Annotated in this window: 13 protein-coding genes; 9 read left to right on the plus strand and 4 right to left on the minus strand. The window is 48.8% G+C overall.

Annotated elements, in window-relative coordinates:
* Positions 1-72: 72 nt before the first annotated feature.
* Both METLU_RS0102815 and zapE read left to right on the plus strand, forming a co-directional pair.
* Entirely contained in the window at positions 73-672 is a 600-nt protein-coding gene (locus METLU_RS0102815; protein ID WP_027156905.1) for a TetR/AcrR family transcriptional regulator, read from the plus strand.
* Between the two features lie 307 nt (positions 673-979).
* On the plus strand, positions 980-2,071 hold the full coding sequence (gene zapE, locus METLU_RS0102825) for a cell division protein ZapE (protein ID WP_231383534.1): 1,092 nt from the start codon (positions 980-982) through the stop codon (positions 2,069-2,071).
* A 71-nt stretch (positions 2,072-2,142) separates the two neighbouring features.
* Here zapE and METLU_RS0102830 read toward each other — a convergent pair whose 3' ends face one another.
* Together METLU_RS0102830 and METLU_RS0102835 are read right to left on the minus strand one after the other, a co-directional pair.
* A complete protein-coding gene (locus METLU_RS0102830) occupies positions 2,143-3,885 on the minus strand; it encodes a sulfite reductase subunit alpha (RefSeq protein WP_027156908.1) in 1,743 nt (580 codons plus the stop codon).
* A 79-nt stretch (positions 3,886-3,964) separates the two neighbouring features.
* Positions 3,965-9,448 carry a glutamate synthase-related protein gene (locus METLU_RS0102835; protein WP_027156909.1) on the minus strand — a complete coding sequence of 1,828 codons (5,484 nt, stop codon included), beginning with the start codon at positions 9,446-9,448 and terminating at the stop codon, positions 3,965-3,967.
* A 252-nt stretch (positions 9,449-9,700) separates the two neighbouring features.
* Between METLU_RS0102835 and METLU_RS0102840 the strand changes: the two genes are divergently transcribed.
* Positions 9,701-10,927: an FAD-dependent monooxygenase gene (locus METLU_RS0102840; RefSeq protein WP_027156910.1), complete on the plus strand. Its 1,227-nt coding sequence runs from the start codon at positions 9,701-9,703 to the stop codon at positions 10,925-10,927.
* Positions 10,928-11,151: 224 nt separating this feature from the next.
* Entirely contained in the window at positions 11,152-11,544 is a 393-nt protein-coding gene (locus METLU_RS0102850; RefSeq protein ID WP_027156911.1) for a hypothetical protein, read from the plus strand.
* A gap of 17 nt (positions 11,545-11,561) precedes the next feature.
* On the opposite strand, the gene glnD is transcribed toward METLU_RS0102850, so the two are convergent.
* Positions 11,562-14,201, minus strand: coding sequence for a [protein-PII] uridylyltransferase (glnD, locus tag METLU_RS0102855; protein WP_027156912.1), 2,640 nt, complete (start codon positions 14,199-14,201; stop codon positions 11,562-11,564).
* Positions 14,198-14,962: a type I methionyl aminopeptidase gene (gene map / locus METLU_RS0102860; RefSeq protein ID WP_027156913.1), complete on the minus strand. Its 765-nt coding sequence runs from the start codon at positions 14,960-14,962 to the stop codon at positions 14,198-14,200. Before map ends, glnD begins: the two co-directional genes overlap by 4 nt.
* 300 nt (positions 14,963-15,262) lie before the next feature.
* Here map and rpsB point away from each other — a divergent pair, with 300 nt between their 5' ends.
* The 5 genes from rpsB to METLU_RS0102885 all read left to right on the plus strand — a co-directional run bounded on the left by rpsB (position 15,263) and on the right by METLU_RS0102885 (position 19,124).
* Positions 15,263-16,006, plus strand: a complete 744-nt coding sequence (rpsB, locus tag METLU_RS0102865; RefSeq protein ID WP_027156914.1) for a 30S ribosomal protein S2 — start codon at positions 15,263-15,265, stop codon at positions 16,004-16,006.
* Between the two features lie 111 nt (positions 16,007-16,117).
* Positions 16,118-16,999 (plus strand): translation elongation factor Ts, encoded by an 882-nt coding sequence (tsf, locus tag METLU_RS0102870; RefSeq protein ID WP_027156915.1) that lies wholly within the window; start codon positions 16,118-16,120, stop codon positions 16,997-16,999.
* Positions 17,000-17,061: 62 nt separating this feature from the next.
* Positions 17,062-17,775: a UMP kinase gene (pyrH, locus tag METLU_RS0102875; RefSeq protein WP_027156916.1), complete on the plus strand. Its 714-nt coding sequence runs from the start codon at positions 17,062-17,064 to the stop codon at positions 17,773-17,775.
* A gap of 10 nt (positions 17,776-17,785) precedes the next feature.
* A complete protein-coding gene (gene frr, locus METLU_RS0102880) occupies positions 17,786-18,343 on the plus strand; it encodes a ribosome recycling factor (protein WP_027156917.1) in 558 nt (185 codons plus the stop codon).
* 13 nt (positions 18,344-18,356) lie between these two features.
* Positions 18,357-19,124, plus strand: a complete 768-nt coding sequence (locus METLU_RS0102885; protein WP_027156918.1) for an isoprenyl transferase — start codon at positions 18,357-18,359, stop codon at positions 19,122-19,124.
* Positions 19,125-19,144 lie beyond the last annotated feature (20 nt).

Here is a 19,144-nt window from a genome sequence, read left to right on the forward strand (position 1 = left end):
CGAATCCGGGTAAATCCTTGGATTTTTTAACACATGAGATACAGCATATTGAATTAGCTGTGAAAGAAGAAAATGGATAAGGAAAAAGAAAACATACAGATAAAGTCTGAAACGCAGGATGAGATACTACTGGCGGCTTTAAAGCTATTTGCCGAAAAAGGTTATTTCAATACTTCGTTAACAGACATCAAAGATGCAGCAGGTATAAAAACCACGAGTGGTATTTATCAGCATTTCAAAAACAAACAGATGATTGCCTCGGCGTTATATGCCAATATTTTCGACAGTTTGAACATATCCATCGATGATATTCGGCGCAGAAATAAAAAATCATCGGAGCAATTGCACGAAATCGTCGATTTGCTGTTCAGGTTGACTAGCGAAGCGCCCGATGTGATGCAATTTTTGCTGGTTCTGAAAATACATGAGTTTTTGCCGGAAGAAAAACCCTTGCTGGAAACAGCGCCTTTCGCAAAAATTATAAAAATTATTCAGGCCGGTATTAAGGCCGGGGAAATTCGTAACATAGATCCGGTCCTCGGGTATGCGTGTTTTTTCGGTATCATCAATCAGATCTTGTGTCTGCTCCTGACGGGGGCCTTGGACAAGAAGCCTGAAGTTTATCAATCACAGGCATGGCTGGCGGCCTGGAACGCGATCGCCAAGAAGTGAGCCAGATTTTTATTTTATCAGCATAAAAATGGGTGATGTTGTTCAGTTTAAACGGCCGAAAGTATCGCTACTACATAAAGGCAATACTTTATGTCGCAGCGGCTTTCATAAGTGGGAAGTCATCAAGGAAAAACAATTCGATGTCAAACAGGGAAAGCTGATCACTGTTTATCGATGTCGGCGCTGCTCAAAAATCAAATCCGAAGCGCTTTAAGCTCTTCGGCAACCAACCTTTTTCATGTTCAAACCTTTTTTACGACAACATGACTATCTAGTATCCAATCAAGCGGCCTTAGAAAATGGGGTTTTGGAGAAGCATTACCGGGAGCTAGTCGTCAAACGTCATATCCAGAATGATGACGCTCAAGTGGAAGTTTTAGGCCATTTGCAGCAGTTGCTGGACACCATTTCAGAAAAAGCCGATTACGATAGCAAGCTGACGCTGGGCAAACTGCTTTCAGCCAAACCAGAACAAGGTAGAAGTCTTTATATATTCGGCGACGTTGGCAGGGGTAAATCCATGCTGATGGATTTCTTTTTTCAAGCCTGTCCAATCAAGCATAAACGACGTATTCACTTTCACGTCTTTATGCAGGAAATTCATCACTTTATCCACCAATGGCGGCAATCCAACAGCGGCGATCCGATTCCCGCATTGGCAAGACACATTCGAAAATCTACACTACTGTTATGTTTCGATGAGTTTAATGTCAGCGATATCGCCGACGCCATGATACTGGCGCGTTTATTTCAACAGCTGTTTGAAAAAGGCGTCATTATGGTTGCCACGTCCAATTATCATCCCGATGCGCTTTATAAAGATGGCCTGCAGCGGGAATTGTTTCTGCCGTTTATTGCGCTGCTGAAGCAGTCCGCTGAAATTCTGGAACTGGTAGCCAAAGCAGATTACCGCTTGACTCATCTCAAGGCATTATCCACGACTTTCCATGCCTCGCTTGGAGAGGCCGGAGACGAGTTTCTGCGGCAAAGCTACAAGAATCTGACCAATGGCGTCGCGACGGAATCCGTAGTTTTGCAAGTGCAGGGCAGGCACGTCCATTTTGAGGCGGCGCATGACGATATCCTGTTCACCTCGTTTAAAGAGCTTTGCAGCAGGGCATTAGGTGCGGCCGATTATTTGACCATTGCCCGCGAATTTAATACCTTACTGCTCGCCGATATTCCCAAATTCTCCTTGGAAAACAAGGATGAAGCGCAACGCTTTGTGGTCCTGATCGATGTGCTTTACGAGCATAACGTGAAACTGATCTGCACGGCTGCAGCACCTGCTGATCAGCTTTATACGGATGAAGAGCCTTTTGAATTTAAGCGAACCCAGTCAAGACTGGTTGAGATGCAATCGGAAAGATATCTGAGTAAAGGGCAGGTATCTGCTTAAGTCTGGCTGATTGAAGGATTTATCATCTGTCAGGAGTGACAGGTCAGCCACTCCCGGATTATCAGATAAGATTAATAAACGTCCCTGACGTAACGTTTGTCTTTTTTCAGTTGATTAACATAATCAATGGCTTGCTGTTCTGACAATTTGCCGTGTTCGGCAATCACGTCATGCAACGCTTTGTCGACATCCTTTGCCATGTGGTAGGCATCGCCGCAGACGAAGAAGTAACCGCCCTGTTCCAGCCAGGCAAACAGTTCTGCACCGTTTGCACGCATGCGGTCCTGCACATAAATCTTTTCCTCCTGATCCCTGGAGAATGCCAGATCCAGACGATTGAGCAGTCCTCTTTGCTGCATGGCTTCCAGTTCTTCGCGATAGATAAAATCGGTAGCGGCGTTACGGTCGCCAAAGAACAGCCAGTTTTTGCCGGACGCGTTTCTGTATTCGCGTTCTTGCAGGAAGGCTCGGAACGGCGCGATACCGGTTCCGGGGCCGACCATGATCATAGGCAGGCTGTTGTCGTCAGGCACCCTAAAGACTTTGTTGGGCGTAAAGAAGACACGCACTTCGGTTTCGTCATCAACAAGATCAGCCAGGAAGGTCGAACAAACGCCTTTATGCTGGCGGCTATGGCTCTCATAGCGCACGCTGGCCACAGTTAAATGAACGGTGTCCGGATACGTTTTGCCACTGGAGGAGATCGAGTAGGCGCGATGTTGTAACGGCTTCAGCAGGCTTATGAATTCGGCGGCCGAAAATTCTATTTGCGGGAATTGCAGCAGCAAATCCAGTATGTCGCAACCCCATAAATAATCGGCCAGCTTATCCTTGTCACCCGATTCCAGAATGCCGTTGAGTTCCTGATCACCCGAACGGCTGGCAATCTCTTCGACCAATTCCTTGCTGGGGAGCTTGATCTCGAATTGCGTACGCAAGGCTTCATGTAAAGCAATGGATTCGCCGTTGACCGGTTCGTCCTCATCGCCCTTGCAGCCGATAGCTTTCAGGATATCTGCGACCAGCTTGGGGCAGTTGGTTGGCACCACGCATAGGGCATCGCCGGCTTCGTAGCTTAACCCGGAACCGGTAATGGAAATCTCATAATGCCGTGTTTCTTTTGACGACACCTCGGCTGTCAGAAGTCGGTTGACGAGCATTTTAGCCGGGAACGGGTTTTTCCGGTTGTATTGGGATTTTTCGGCAGGACTTGCTTCGACATCAACGATAACCGTGGTTGATGCGCCATCAGCCATATGCGGAATAACGGCGCTGATCCAGTTTGCTGCAGATTCTTCAAAATCGACGTCGCAGTCAGTACGGTCATAGATGCGCGTCGCTCCCAGTTCAGCCAGCCTTCTGTCCCACTCCATGCCCGCTTGGCAGAATAAGTCGTAGCTGGTGTCGCCTAACGCCAACACAGAGAATTTCATGTTGTTAAGGGCCGGCGCCGAATCGGCGGAAACGGCTTCCCACAGCATTTGGGCATTGTCAGGCATTTCGCCTTCGCCGTAGGTGCTGGTGACGATCAGCAAGTATTCCATGGCGGCAAGATGATTGATTTCAACCTCATCCATGCTTTTTACCAGTGGTTTCAAACCATGTGTTTTTGCGATATTGGCGGCATCATGGGCGATGGATTCGGCGTTGCCGGTCTGGCTGCCGTACAGAATGTTGATGACGCGGGCATCTGCTTGATTGACAGAGCCGGCGCTTTGCAGCATATGCGTATGCATGCCGGCAAAAAAGCCGCTAAGCCATGCGCGCTGACTATCGCTATAGGGAGCGTCGAGTGGGATATGAGGTGTTTTCATTTAAGTTACTAACAAATCACTGTCTGTAGATCGGCCTTCCTATTGTAGAGGAGAGGCCGATGTGTTGAAAAGAATGGATTTAAGCCGGTTGGGCGCTCATCATGTCCTGAACAATGCCCAAGCCGACGAGTCCGGCCAGATATTCCTCGATAGAAGGAATGTCGGCCAATGCCTCCCTATTGATTTTTTCCTGCTCAATAATCCAGGCTGTAGAGCCTATCGAGTAGATACTTTGTACATCACGCCTGATTAATGCTTTCTTGTAATCATTGAGACGTTTGGCCGCCAGCAGACAGGCAAGTTGATCATCACTGTAATTGCTGTAAGCTTCGCGCGTATTTTTAACCAGCGCTTCCTGCAGTTTGCGCGGACGCTCCATGATCAGCTTGCGCGCAGCCTGTTCTATCTGGCTTTGAGTTTGCAACGCTTCAGGCAGATGTTTCAGCATGTCACGTGCAGAAGATTGAGCTTTTTCAAACACTGAAAAGCTGTTGACCAGCTTGAACATCAATGCCGTATCGGTCGTGCCATAAGCCGGAATCGCGCCGCCGAACAACGGTTGTGTTGTCTGGTAAGCGTTTCTGACTTGCTCAATTTGCGCGGCCGCCAGTTCCAGCGACAATTCCTCGATCATTTCCTTGCGATCCAGTGATTGCTGCAAATATTTGGCCGTCTGGGTTTTATAGAGCCATAGGGGCTGCGTAAATTTGAAATGCTCACGTTCGGTAGGCCAGTGATCGAGCAGCCATCTGGCTCTGCTTGAGTTGGCATAGTCGGCATGCTGCTCGAGCATATACAGAATGAACTGCTCATGGGCGCGGGCCGTGTCGGTGTCCTCGGTCAGGCGATGCAGTTCCACGGACGACTTGTCGTACAGATTTTCAAGCTGATCTTCCGGGTCATACTGATAGGCATTGCCGCCGGACATGCCATTGCAGAAGCCTTTGCCAAACCGGCCGATATTCAACACGGCGCCGTTAATCATGTATTCGCAGGCGAAATCGCCGACACCTTCAACGACCGCCATGGCACCTGAGTTTCTGACCGCAAAACGGTCGCCGGCTTCACCATTGATAAAGGCCTTGCCGCCGCTGGCGCCAAACAGGGCAAAGTTGCCGATCAGCACGTTGTTGCCTGGCGTTTTAATGCCGCCGCCCGGCGATTCGACGATCAGTGTGCCGCCGCAAGCCGACTTGCCGACGCCGTCATTACAGGTGCCGGTATGTTCCATGCGCATGCCGTCATTCATGAAGGCGGCATAACTTTGCCCGGCCGAGCCATGCGTGCGGATGATCACACTGTCCGGCGCCAGATAACGGCGGCCGTGCTGGTTGGTGTAAATGATCTTGGAACGGGACACCTGCTCATCGTTGAGCGCATAGGCCAGTGTGCGCTCAATATCGATTGCAGCCTGTCCGCCCACCGTTTTGTTACGGTTGTTCAGCTTGAAATCGGCGCCTTCGATGATGAGCTGCTGTTTATTGCCGTCAATGATATCGGCTTTAAACCGTTTGATAATGGCGTCATCAATGCTGAAGTCGGCTTCCAGGTAGATCGGTTTTTCAACTTTTACCTCGCTCACTTGCGCAAGCAAGCGGGTCAGATCCAGTTGACCGATCATGGCTTCGTGATTGATCAGGTGCAGTAAATCGGTTTTACCGCGTATTTCGAGCAGATTCCGATAGCCTAATACGGCCAGTATTTCCCTGACTTCATGAGCCAGATTCATGAAATATTGGGCCAGAACGCGCGCATCGCCTTTAAACTCTTCATGCTCCGTGGTCAGGCCGGCCGGGCATTTGATGTTACAGTTCTTGGCCATGACGCAGCGCAGCATCATTAAGGCTGTGGTGCCGAATTCGAAGGAATCGGCACCTAAAATAGCTGATTTAACGACATCGAGCCCGCTTTGATGCGCGGCACTGCAGCGCAATATGACTTTGTCGCGCAGGCCGTTGACGGCTAATGCCTGGTGCACTTCGGCGATACCGATTTCAGGCGACCGGCCGGTGTTTTTCAGGCTGGTCACGGCGGCCGCGCCGGTGCCGCCGGTATTGCCGGCCACGTTGATTACGTCGGCGCCGGCTTTGGCGACACCGACAGCAATCGTGCCGATACCTTCCGACGACACCAGCTTAACGCCGACTTTTACGCGCGCGGCCTTGGCATCATGAATCAATTGCCCCAAATCCTCGATAGAGTAGGTGTCGTGATGCGGTGGGGGGCTGATCAGCTCAACTTTGGGCGTGCCGCCGCGCAAGGCGGCGATTTCGACCGAGACTTTGGGCGCTGGCAATTGGCCGCCTTCGCCCGGTTTAGCGCCTTGGGCGATTTTGATTTCGATCTCCTGGATATTGAGATCGGCCAGATAGCCGGCCCAGACTCCGAAACGCCCTGACGCGAATTGTTTAATTTTGCTCGAGCGCAGCGAGTTGAAACGGCTGGAATGTTCACCACCTTCGCCGGAGTTGCTGAGTGCGCCGACGATGTTCGTGCCCTGGGCGACCGCTTCGTGCGCTTCCGCCAGAAGAGCTCCGTGACTCATTGCACCGGAAGCCAACGTTGCTGTGATTTCATGAGCCGGTTGTACTTCAGCCAAGGCAATCGGATCGCGTGCGCTTTGAATGGATGATAAATAGTTAGCCAGCAGGCTATCCGTGTCGGCCGTTTTGATGTTTAACGCATTGCCTGTGATGGCCGCGCTGAACTCGGTCTTGGAGAAACGTTTTTTTAGATGCTGTGCCAGTTGCTCTAAACGTGCTTCAGATGAGTTTTCAGTAAAGCCGATGCTGAAAGAAGCGTTATCGGCTTGAGTGACCTTCAGGCCGCGAATCAGATAGTTGATGTTACCGTGCAGATTCTGTCTGCCGAGAATGCGGTCGAAATCGGCGGCTGTTTCGGCAGTGCTGATGTCGACCGGGAAATCCATGATGTCGCGCAAGGCGGCTGGTCTGGAATCTCGCTCAAGGTACAGATTTTTGGTAAAACTGCGATAAGCCGGCGTGATGCCGAAGGCATCGATTTGTTCCGGCGTGCGTTTTTCATAACCGAAATCGACGTAGGCAGTGTCGCTGGCTACGGGCGATTTATCCTGAGGGATGTACAGAATCTCCTCATCGGTCATATTGATATATTCCCGAACCGCGGTATTTCCGAAGGTATGTCCGGCGCCATCCTGACGTTCCTTGAACAGTCCCAGGAACGGAATGTCTTTCTCCTCGCGCACGGACAGTGCTTTTTGGTGCCATTCTGTTGCGCTGGCTGCGATATCGGCATAACGCGCGCCGCCGACCGAAGCATGGATATTTGGAAAGTAAGGGCTTAGTTTAGGTTCGTCGGTATCCAGATAATTGGATTCGAAGAATTCCCCGCCAATATAGCTTTCCACGGTACATAGGCCGAATTTGCCCATGGTTTTCATGAGCGATTTTTCAGCCGCTTTCTGGAAATTGTACAGCGCTTTTTGCTGTTCACCAGTTGCATAATGGCTGATCACCCGGTTGTGCACGCTGATCGGGCAGACCGCCGAAGCGCCGAAGCCTAAAATCGTGGCGATATCATGCGAACTTGCCGCCTGCCCGGTCTCCGCGATTAACGATGAGTTAAAACGCAGGCCCTGTTTGACCAGATGCTGGTTGGCGGCCGCAATCATCAGCAGTGCCGGAATGGCGGCTCTGTCTTTGCCGATGTTGGTATCGCTCAGGATAATAATGCCGGTGTTTTTGCGCGCAGCGTTCTCAACCTGCTCGCAAACAGCCAACAATGCTACCTCCAGCGCGTCCTCGTTACGTTTCGGATCATTAAAGTCGGGCGTATATAGCATGTCCAGCGTGACAACGCTGACGGCCGATTGTTTACGGATTTGCCCCAGTTGGGTGCGTTGCAGAATCGGTGAGTCTATAACGAGCTGTTTGCTGTACTCATCGGAAAAAGTCGGTTTGGCTCCCAAGGCCACGCGCAAGGTCATGCCGTCGCTTTCCCGCAGTGAGTCGAGTGGCGGATTGGTCACCTGCGCAAAGCGCTGGCTGAAATAGCGTGACATGCCGCCTTCCGTGCCGGACAGCGCATTAGGCGCAATGCCGTAGCCCATGGCCGATACTTTTTCCATGCCGGTGGTTAGCATGGGGTCGAGCAAAAATCTGAAGCTTTCCTGATTGAGAGAATAAGCGGTGTGTTGCTGATCTATCGTAAAGGAATGCTCGTTATCGATTTCGGACAGTTCAACCTTCGGCAGTTCCGACATATGGATACAGCTTTTCGCCAGCAACGCCTGGTAGTCTTTTTCCTGGGCCAGGCGCTCCATGACTTGATGGGTGTTGTAAGCTTCGCCGGTGCTGTGGTCGAAGTAGATCATGCCGCCGGCTTCGATGCGCCCGCGCTTTAAGACGTCTTTGGGGGGGAAATCGATTTGCCCGGCTTCGGACATGACGGCCAGATAATCTTCAGTTTCAACCGAGCGTAAAGGACGCAGGCCGAGGCGGTCCAGGCGTGCACCGACGCGTATGCCGTCGCTGAAAATCAGCGCGGCCGGGCCGTCGTTCTTTTCTTCATACAGGCTGAAATATTCCAGCATGGCGCGCACTTGTGGCGACAGTGTCGTGTCGTTTTCCCAGGCTGGCGGCATCATCGCCAGCACGGCCGTGACGATATTGAGATTGTCTTCGTTGATACGGCGCGTCAGGGTTTGGTCCAGACGACCTGAGTCTGACTGGCCGCATGGGAACACGATGTGTTTGTTGTGCTGGCGAGCGATAGCGTTTTCGCTCAAGCGGTTTTTCTTGTCGGTGTTTAATTCGCCGTTATGAGCCATGTAACGGAATGGTTGCGCCATCAGCGCAGCCGGAGCTGTGTTGGTTGAAAACCGGGTATGGAAAAACAGCGTGCTGATTTCGTGATTTTTATCGTACAGATCTATGAAGTACGGAATGACTTCAAAAGAGTTGAGCCGGCCCTTGTAGACTTGCGTACGCGAGCTCATGGACAAGGGATAAAAACCGTTCAGTTCTGGGCGCGAGAAGCCTTCGACTTCAATAGCCAGCAAGGTGGTCTGAATATGCTTTTCAAACTGATCGTGCGTGGCGGCCTTTAAGTGCTCCGGACGTCCGAAAACCACTTGCTTGATGGGCAGTTGCGCCTTGATTGAGGCAGGATTGAGCACGGTTTTGTCGACCGGCACGTCACGCCACTGAATAATAGGCAAATTAAATGCTTTGAAGTGGCGATCAATAAGTTCCCTAGCTGCGGAATCGTAGTGATCATGATCTTCCGGAAAAAAGAAATTGGCTACGCCAAATTGGCCGAGTTCCAGACTGTCGATACCGGTGATCTTGCGAAAGAACTTTAGGGATAAATCAATGTTAACGCCGGCTCCGTCGCCAATTCCTTCCGCATTCATGCCACCACGGTGCGGAATGGTACAAAGCGCTTCATGGGATTTAACCAATAAATCATGGGTTTGTAAGCTCTTTTTGTGGGTGATAAAACCCACGCCGCAGCTATCCTGCGACAATTCGGCGTTATACAGCATTTGTTCTTTATTACCTAATCGGGAATTTTTAATCATTTTTCCAGCCCGCTCTAATCATGCCGCCAAGAGACAGCGTTTATAGTTCGTTTTTTGTTTCAATGCGTGTTAGAGTCAAATAATTAAATATTAATTCAGGCAGGCGCATTGAAGTTACTACGAAATCTTTCAGATAAATTTCATCTGGTGAAACTTTTTAATGATAACACGATAAAGATTACCTGTCATTTATGCGCTAGTGTTTTGTTTTATCGGATTGTAGAAATTCAGGTTGTCTTATAGTTGATTGATATGAAAGAGAATTTTGATGTTGTAATCGTGGGTGGCGGTATGGTGGGTGCGGCTGTAGCTTGCAGCCTGGGCGGCAGCTTATTGAAGGTGGCCGTAATAGAAAGTTCGTTGCCGCAAGATTTTTCTGTCGATCAGCCGCATGATTTGAGGGTTTCGGCGCTCAGTATCGCATCGAAAAACATTCTCGAAGCCGTCGGTGCCTGGCAGGGTGTTGTCAGCCGCAGACTTTGTCCGTTCCGGCGCATGCGTGTTTGGGAGACGGCCGGTGATACGGAATTTTGCAGCGATGATATTGGTCATGAGGAGCTGGGTTATATCGTTGAAAATCGGGTGACGCAACTGGCTTTATTGGACCGCTTGCGCGATTTCAGTAATATCGAGCTGATCTGCCCTGCCACGATTAACAGAATCAGTTATTCGGTTGAAAGTCAAAATGATCATTCCGAGCTGGAATTGGGCGATGGCCGTCTGTTGTCGGCAAAAGTGCTGGTTGCCGCAGACGGTGGACAATCCAGGGTCAGGCAGGCTGTGGGCTTGGGCGTAACGAGTTGGGATTATAAACAGCATGCCTTGGTCATTTATATTGAAACCGATTACGGGCAGCAGGATATTACCTGGCAGCGTTTTGTTCCTAGCGGGCCGCAGGCATTTTTGCCGTTAACGGGACATTATGGCTCCATAGTCTGGTATAACTCGCCGGATGAAGTGGCTCGATTAAAAGCATTATACCATGCGGAACTGATGGTCGAGTTGGTGGAAGCGTTTCCTGATTGTCTCGGCAGGGTCAAGGGTGTTCTCGGCACGGCCAGTTTTCCTCTAAAGCGGCAACATGCGCAGGACTATGTTAAGCCCGGCGTCGTTCTGGTCGGCGATGCGGCGCACATGATCAATCCGTTGGCTGGGCAGGGGGTGAACATCGGCTTGCTGGATGCGGCTACGCTGGGCGAAGTTTTAATTGAAGCGCGGAAACAGGAGCAGGCTATTGATAGCATGGCTGTTTTAAAGCGTTACGAGAAATTGCGGCGCAACGAAAATCTGAAAATGATGACGATTATGGATGTTTTTTACCGCGTGTTCAGCAATGAGATACTGCCGGTCAAATTCTTACGGAATTTGGGCTTGGGGTTAGCCGAACGTCTTTCGCCGGCAAAAAACAAAGTCATGCGCATGGCGATGGGGTTGGAAGGCAATCTGCCCAAGCTCGCCAAAGGGAAGTCAATCGTCTGAGCGCTTGGGCTTTATCGCTAATGATCAGTTTAATGGCCTGGCGAGTGGTGGGCTTTTGGGTAAATCAGTTTGACGCAAGGCATTACATTAATTCCAAAATTAATGTGATGCGGTTCATATTTTGGATAAAAAAATTAATTAAGCGCCCGATTCATCTGGTCCCCGCATTGTTTTAAGCTAGAATTTCTCACAATCAATTTGTTGAGAATCTGAGAATAAAAGCAATGCGTAAAAAACTTTATCCAAAAATTTCAAAGCAACTTTCAGCAGTTGTTGCCAATGAGGATGGCGTGCAGTTAAACGTTTTGGCATTAGATACTAGCAGTGCGGAAATCTGTATTCAATGCGATATCAAGCAGCGCAATTTCATGACGCCGGGCGGCAGTTATGTGCGTGGCGGCAGGCCTGTGGAGTTATCCATTAGTTTGGAGTTGCCCGATGAAAACGGGCGGGTATCGCCTATAGCGGCGCGTTGTCATATTGCTTACTCGCGGAGAATTTCCAAGGATCTCTGTAAGATCGGCATGCGCTATATCGATATGGGAAAGAACGACTATAACCGGCTGATTCAATTTATCGAAAAAACGCTGGCTTCTAATAATGGCTTTGCCTATTGATCGGTATGGACTGTTTTTTAATCGCTGCCCGTCTCCAGCATTTTAAGAATTTCCCTGCGTATTTGTTCTTGCTTGGTCGTGTCAGTGATAGGTTGTAATTGCTGATTGGTAATATAAAACATGTCTTCGGCGCGGCTGCCGATCGTGGTTATTTTTGCGCTATACAGATGGATGTTCTGCCGTATAAAGGCTCGGCCTATTTTGGATAAGAGGCCGGCACGGTCGGTTGTAATCAATTCTATGATCGTGTACCTGTTTAAAGGGTCTGCATGGAACCGAATGGTGGTCGGGATAGGGAAATGCTTGGCCTGTCTTGATTGGCGATGGATATTTTTGTGTTTTTTGACTTCCCGATGCAGCAGGTTGTGGCGCAGTGTCGTGCAGATATGGACTTCCCTGAACGGTTCGTTAATGGGTTCCCCTGATTGTTCCAGTACCTGAAAGCTGTTAAGCACATAATTATCCAGTGTGGTCATGATTCTGGCATCCAGAATCGTAAGCCCCAATTGGTCTAATGTTGCCGTGCTTATTGAAAAAATGGCCTCTTCATTTTTTGTATAAATGAAGACTTCAGCGCTGCCTCTCTGGGTTTGCGGGCGCAGCAGCACCAAAGGCAGTTCGTCCTCGCTGGAGGAGGCGATGGCAATGGTATGCCAGGCTATCTCATCCGCTGAGTATCTCAGGAAATAATCATCGCTGGCATGCTTCCATGACTGAGAAATGACGGGTTCGGATATACCAAGCTTGACCAGTTCGTCTTTGGCTTCTTTTTTATTTTCGAGTAAACGGTCTTCCAATGCTACCGGATTTTCCAGTCCTCTTTGCAGAGCGTTGTGCGTTACCGAATAAAGCTCCTGAAGCAATGCGTCTTTCCATGAATTCCACAGTTCCGGGTTAGTGGCGCGAATATCGGCCACGGTCAGTAGATACAAGTAATTCAGATATTCGATGCTGCCCACTTGCTGGGCGAATTCGTGGATGATATCGGGGTCGCTGATGTCTTTGCGTTGGGCCGTCATTGACATAATCAAGTGATTGCGGACCAGCCAAGTGATCAGCTTGGTATCATGTGATGAAAGATCGTGCTGAATGCAGAATTGCCTGGCAATTTCTTCGCCTATCACGGAATGGTCGCCATTTCGGCCTTTGGCGATATCATGAAACAGCGCGGCAATGTATAAAATTTCTGGCTTGGCAATCAGCAGAAAGATATCGTTGCAGAAGGGTAGTTCGTCAATGTGTTTTTCCAGCGCAAACCGGCGCAAGTTACCGATCACGAAAATCGTGTGCTCGTCCACTGTGTAAATATGAAATAAATCATACTGCATGCGTGCAACAATATTGGCAAAGCCGGGCAGATAGGCGCCTAAAACTCCATAACGGTTCATACGCCTTAATTGATGGGTAATGCCGCGCGGCTGGCGAAATATTTCCATGAAGAGGCGGTTGGCTGTCTTGTTCTTGCGAAACGCATCGTCGATCAGGTGTAGATTCTTGCGGATCAGGCGGATGGTCGTGGCTCTGATGCCTTTGAGCGACGGGTTTTGCTGCAGGATTAGAAAGATTTCCAGCAGAGTAGTTGGTTCCTGCTCGAAAATGTCGTCTTCAGTCGCTTCAAGATAACCATTGATAACAGAAAATTTAGCATTAAAAGGTAATGGTCTATAGACGGCTTCTCCACAGACGAAGCGCTCGTTAAACAATTGCAGCAACATTTCATTCAGTCTCTCGAGCCCGAGTACCGTTTTGAAGTAAAACTGCATAAACTGCTCGACATCCTGATTGTAGGTCTGATTTTCCGTGCTAAAGCCAAATTGCTGGGCAAGATCGCGTTGATAATCAAAAATCAGACGGTCTTCGCCACGATTGGTCAATAGGTGCAATGCATAGCGGATGCGCCAGAGCATATCCAGGGCAGCAACCAGCTCCGAATACTCGGATTCCGGCAGAAAGCCGTATTTGACCAGTTCCTTAAGGGTGGCGGAATTGTAATGACGCTTAAATACCCAAGCGATAATTTGCATATCGCGCAATCCGCCCGGGCCTTCTTTAATATTCGGTTCGAGGTTGTAGGCTGTGCAGTGGAATTTGGCATAACGCTGCCGCTGTTCTTCCATCTTGGCAATAAAAAACTGATCCGAGGGCCAGATTTTATCGGGCGCAGTGGCCTGTCTGAGTGTTTCATAAAGAGCAATATTGCCGGCAATCAGGCGCATTTCCATCAGGCTGGTCATAATTGTCTGATCATCCTGTGCGGCTTTAATGCATTCCTCGATAGTGCGCACGCTTTGTCCGGGTTTTAAGCCAATGTCCCACAGGAAAGTAGAGAAACTTGCCAATGATTCCTGATAAGGCGAGGTGTCATCCGAATCAAGCAAAACAACAATATCGATATCCGAATAAGGAAATAATTCCCGGCGGCCATAACCTCCCACGGCGATCAGGCTCAGCGATTGGGCATAATCGCCGAGGTAATGCTGCCAGCAGAGGCTCAGGATTTTGTCGATGAAAATAGATTTTTCTTCAAGCAATCCGGAAACCGAACTGTGCGGGTCAAATTTTTGCCGCAGGTCGGCGTCTTTCTGCTTCAGCAGTTGTTTGAATTGTGACAAGCTGTCTTTTTCTGCAAACAACGCGGAGTTATTCAGATCATTCACATTTCTTCCTGGCGCAGAGTTAGGATTTCATAACCGTCGGCCGTGACAAGGATGGTGTGCTCCCATTGAGCGGACAGGCTCCGGTCTTTAGTGACCGCGGTCCAGCCGTCAGCCAATACTTTGACATGGCGTTTGCCGAGGTTCAGCATGGGCTCAACGGTTAAAATCATGCCGGCTTCCAGCACTTCGCCGGTACCGGCCTTGCCGTAATGCAGGATCTGTGGGTCTTCATGGAAATTTTTGCCGATACCGTGGCCGCAAAATTCCCTGACTACGGAATAACGATTGGCTTCGGCGTGTTTCTGTATGGCATGGCCTATGTCGCCTAAAGTGGCGCCCGGTTTGATTTGTTCAATGCCCCGAAACATGGCCTCGCGAGTCACATTGACCAGCCTTTTGGCATGCTGGCTCACTTCTCCTACACAGAACATTTTGCTGGTATCGCCGTGGTAATCATCTTTAATGACCGTAATATCAATATTGACGATATCGCCCGATTTAAGTTTCTTTTCACTGGGAATGCCGTGGCAGACCTGATGATTGATAGAGGTGCAGATGGATTTCGGGAAACCGTGATAATTAAGCGGTGCCGGTATGGCTTTTTGCACGTCGACAATATAATCATGACAGATTTTATCGAGTTGCTCGGTAGTAACTCCTGGGACAACGTAGGGCGCAATCATTTCTAAAACTTCGGCGGCCAGTCTTCCGGCGATACGCATTTTTTCAATTTCACTTTCGGTTTTAATGATTATGCTCATGGAGATGTTTGTTTGTGTTTGCTAAGGTTGTTTGGTGCTGGATATAACTGACGAGGCAGGATAAAGGTCTGGCTCTGAAGGTTGGTCAAGTTGTGACATGTGAAGAGTTTAACAGAGATTGGCTTGTTGTAAAAAGCTAATTATGATATAAAGTTAAGTTCATTTTTGTATTAATACTCACACTTATCGTCACGTTTGGCAGGGTGCCGGTTCAATTTATTGAGGCTGGTTGCCAGGCGGGGTAAGTGGAGGCGTAACCCACTCGGACAAGCGTCCGATTTTTAATCTTAGGAGAAATTAATGGCAGCAGTATCCATGCGTCAAATGCTTGAAGCGGGTGTTCATTTTGGACATCAAACTCGTTACTGGAACCCGAAAATGGCTAACTACCTGTTCGGCGCACGTAACAAAATCCATATCATCAACTTGGAAAAAACGCTTCCGCTGTTTAACGACGCCATGAATTATCTGGGTCAAATGACCGCAAACAAAGGCACCATCCTGTTTGTCGGCACTAAAAAAGCAGCGCGCAAAGTTGTTGCGGAAGAAGCAAAACGTTGCGGCATGCCTTATGTCAACCATCGCTGGTTAGGCGGCATGCTGACCAATTTCAAAACCATCAAGAAATCAATCAATCGTCTGAAAGAACTGGAAGCGATGAAAGCTGACGGCACGCTTTACCAACGGTTCAGCAAGAAAGAAGCGCTGGGCATGGAGCGTGAACTTGAAAAGCTCGAGCGTAGTCTGGGTGGTATCAAAGACATGAAAGGCATCCCTGATGTGATTTTCGTACTGGATGTAGGGTATGAGAAAAATGCAATCAGCGAAGCGAAGAAATTAGGCATTCCGGTGGTCGGTATTGTTGACTCCAATAACTCACCGGAAAGAATCGATTACGTCATTCCCGGTAATGACGATTCAATTCGAGCAGTTTCACTATACTGTCAAAGTGTTTCTGCGGCTGTAATGGAAGCTAAATCGGCAAGTCTGGATCTGTCGGCAAAAGCCGATGACTTCGTTGAAGAAGCCACAGCAACAGAATAATTCACTCCCTCATTTTTAACAGGCAATGTCCTGTATGAGTGAGGGTTCAGATCAAGAAAAAAACGCCTCCTCACGGGGGCGTTTTTATAGTACGAACAGTGAGGAAAAATAATGAGTATTACTGCAGCAATGGTTAAGGAACTGCGTGAGAGAACCGGTTCCGGCATGATGGAATGTAAAAAAGCGCTAGTCGAAACCAATGGCGATCTGGAACTGGCCATTGAAAACATGCGCAAAGCCGGTTTAGCCAAAGCCGATAAAAAATCAGGCCGTACTGCCGCTGAAGGTATTATCGGCGTGAAGGTCAGCGATGATGCGAAAACAGCGGTTATGGTGGATGTTAACTGCGAAACCGATTTTGTTGCCAAAGGTGATGATTTCGTCAATTTTGTTAACAATGTAACGGTTGCTTTACTGGCTTCCGATGTTGAAACAGACGAGCAATTGCTGTCCATGAAATTGGCCGATGGCAGCATCGTTGATGAAGTGCGTCGCAGCTTGATTGCAAAACTGGGCGAGAATATCACCATCAGACGTTTTGCAAAATACCATACGGCTCAAGGCGGTACCGCATGTTATCTGCATGGTAGCAAAATCGGCGTCATCGTCGAATTAGCCAAAGCGGATAGCGAATTAGGCAAGGACATCGCGATGCATATCGCCGCAAGCAAACCTGAATGTGTTTCTGAAGATCAGGTGTCGGCGGAACTGATTGAGAAAGAGAAGGAAATTTTCTCGGCTCAAGCTGCGGAAAGCGGAAAGCCTGTGGAAATTATTGAAAAAATGATCGCCGGACGCATCAGTAAATTTCTGGCCGAAATCACCTTGTTAGGCCAGCCTTTTGTTAAAGACGACAAAATTAGCGTCGGTAAACTGGTCGCCTCAAAAGGTAACAACGTTATTCGCTTCACACGCTTTGAAGTAGGCGAAGGCATTGAAAAGAAAGAAGAAAACTTCGCCGAAGAGGTTATGGCTCAAGTTAGAGGCAGTTAAGAGAACTCCCCGGCTACAGGCCGGGGAACTTTGTGCTAATAAACACCTATCCCCGATTGAATATGACTAAGCTGATTTGCCAGAGAATTTTACTTAAATTAAGCGGTGAGGCTCTAATGAGTGAGACAGGCGGCAGTATCGACTCAGATATTGTCAAACGTCTTGCCACGGAAATTAAAGATTTATGTGATGTGGGTATCCAGGTCGGCTTGGTTATAGGTGGCGGCAATATCCTGCGCGGCGCTGAAAAAGCTTCGGAAGGCTTGGACCGGGTAACCAGTGATCAGATGGGCATGTTGGCTACGGTCATCAATGCGCTGGCCATGCAGGATGCGCTGGAGCATTTAGGTCAACAGGTCAGAGTCATGTCGGCCCTGAAAATCAACCAGGTGTGTGAAGATTATATACGCCGCCGGGCCGTCAGGCATTTGGAAAAAGGCCGTGTTGTCGTTTTCGCAGCCGGAACAGGCAATCCCTTTTTTACGACGGATTCAGCAGCCAGCCTTAGAGCGATTGAAATCAATGCAGAGTTGATGATTAAAGCGACTAAAGTCAAAGGCGTCTATTCAGCCGATCCTGAAAAAGTAAAGGATGCCGTATTTTATTCTCGGTTAACATATGATGAAGCGCTGGATCAGCGACTGAACGTCATGGATGCGACCGCACTGGTGTTATGCAGGGATAATAATCTGCCGATGCGCGTCATGAATGTTTTTGAGAAAGGCGCTATCATGAAACTGATGATGGGTGAAGAGATAGGGTCTCTTATTCAATGAGGAGCATATAATGATTAGTGATATTCAACAGAGTGCCGCAACCCGCATGGGCAAAAGCATAGAAGCGTTAAAACATGAATTTTCAAAAATAAGAACGGGTAGGGCGCATCCGAGCTTATTGGAACAGATAACTGTTTCCTATTATGGTACAGAATCTTCATTATCACAGGTCGCCAATATTGCCGTTGAAGATTCACGTACCTTGACTATCACGCCATGGGAAAAGACCATGGTGCAGGCGATCGAAAAAGCGATTCTGAAGTCGGATCTCGGCTTGAATCCGAACACCTCCGGCATGACCATTCGTATTCCATTGCCGCCGCTGACTGAAGAGCGCCGTCGCGATCTCGTTAAAGTGGTAAAGCATGAAGCGGAGAACGGTCGTGTGGCGATCAGAAATATTCGCCGCGATGCGAATTCGGAAATAAAGGACGCATTGAAGGAAAAAATGATTTCCGAAGATGAAGCGCGCGCTGCTGAAGAAAAAATCCAGAAACTGACTGATCAATATGTCAAGGAAGTGGAAAAATTATTGGAAGCCAAAGAGGCAGATCTGCTGTCAATTTAACTGAGATTTAGTAATGTCGTCTGATGAGTCCAACAGTTTAGTATCAGATAATAATAAGCCGCGCCATATCGCCATTATTATGGATGGCAATGGCCGCTGGGCACAGAAAAGATTTATGCCGCGCCCCATGGGGCATCAGGCTGGCGTCAAAGCCGTCAGAAAAGTCGTTGAATACTGCGCCAAGCAGGAGATTGAAGTTTTATCTTTATTTGCTTTCAGCAGTGAGAACTGGCGGCGTCCCCAAGATGAAGTTTCCATGCTGATGAGCCTGTTTATCACTACTCTGCAGCGAGAAATCGACAAACTGCACCGTAACGATATCCGTTTGCGATTTATCGGCGACAGAATGGCATTCCCAGATAAATTACAGGCCAAAATTGTCGAAGGAGAGGCGAAGACCAAGGACAACAAGGGCTTAACTCTCGTTGTGGCTGCAAACTATGGGGGTCGCTGGGATATGTGTCAGGCCTTCCGGAAAGTAGCCGAAAAAATGGCGGCCGGAGAGCTGGAAAGTCAGGAGATCACTGAAACACTGATCGAACGGCATCTATCCACTGCTGACCTGCCCGAGCCCGACCTGTTTATCAGAACAGGCGGCGAGCAACGCGTTAGTAATTTTCTGTTGTGGCAATTAGCCTATACGGAGCTGTATTTTACATCGACGCTCTGGCCGGACTTCGACCAGAATTCAATTGAAGACGCTATTAAGAGCTTTAAAAGCCGGCAGCGGCGCTTCGGCCACACCGGGGAGCAGGTGCTTAATAAAGCCGTCACTCTCTAAACCTTAATAAAATTACAATA

This window comes from Methylobacter luteus IMV-B-3098 (genome assembly GCF_000427625.1).
Lineage (GTDB): Bacteria > Pseudomonadota > Gammaproteobacteria > Methylococcales > Methylomonadaceae > Methylobacter > Methylobacter luteus.

Bases quoted from the DNA above. Each gene is read 5' to 3' on its own strand.
- METLU_RS0102815 (WP_027156905.1), top strand. From the start codon at position 73: ATGGATAAGGAAAAAGAAAACATACAGATAAAGTCTGAAACGCAGGAT.
- METLU_RS0102830 (WP_027156908.1), bottom strand. From the start codon at position 3,885: ATGAAAACACCTCATATCCCACTCGACGCTCCCTATAGCGATAGTCAG.
- METLU_RS0102835 (WP_027156909.1), bottom strand. From the start codon at position 9,448: ATGATTAAAAATTCCCGATTAGGTAATAAAGAACAAATGCTGTATAAC.
- METLU_RS0102840 (WP_027156910.1), top strand. From the start codon at position 9,701: ATGAAAGAGAATTTTGATGTTGTAATCGTGGGTGGCGGTATGGTGGGT.
- METLU_RS0102850 (WP_027156911.1), top strand. From the start codon at position 11,152: ATGCGTAAAAAACTTTATCCAAAAATTTCAAAGCAACTTTCAGCAGTT.
- map (WP_027156913.1), bottom strand. From the start codon at position 14,962: ATGAGCATAATCATTAAAACCGAAAGTGAAATTGAAAAAATGCGTATC.
- rpsB (WP_027156914.1), top strand. From the start codon at position 15,263: ATGGCAGCAGTATCCATGCGTCAAATGCTTGAAGCGGGTGTTCATTTT.
- tsf (WP_027156915.1), top strand. From the start codon at position 16,118: ATGAGTATTACTGCAGCAATGGTTAAGGAACTGCGTGAGAGAACCGGT.
- pyrH (WP_027156916.1), top strand. From the start codon at position 17,062: ATGACTAAGCTGATTTGCCAGAGAATTTTACTTAAATTAAGCGGTGAG.
- frr (WP_027156917.1), top strand. From the start codon at position 17,786: ATGATTAGTGATATTCAACAGAGTGCCGCAACCCGCATGGGCAAAAGC.
- METLU_RS0102885 (WP_027156918.1), top strand. From the start codon at position 18,357: ATGTCGTCTGATGAGTCCAACAGTTTAGTATCAGATAATAATAAGCCG.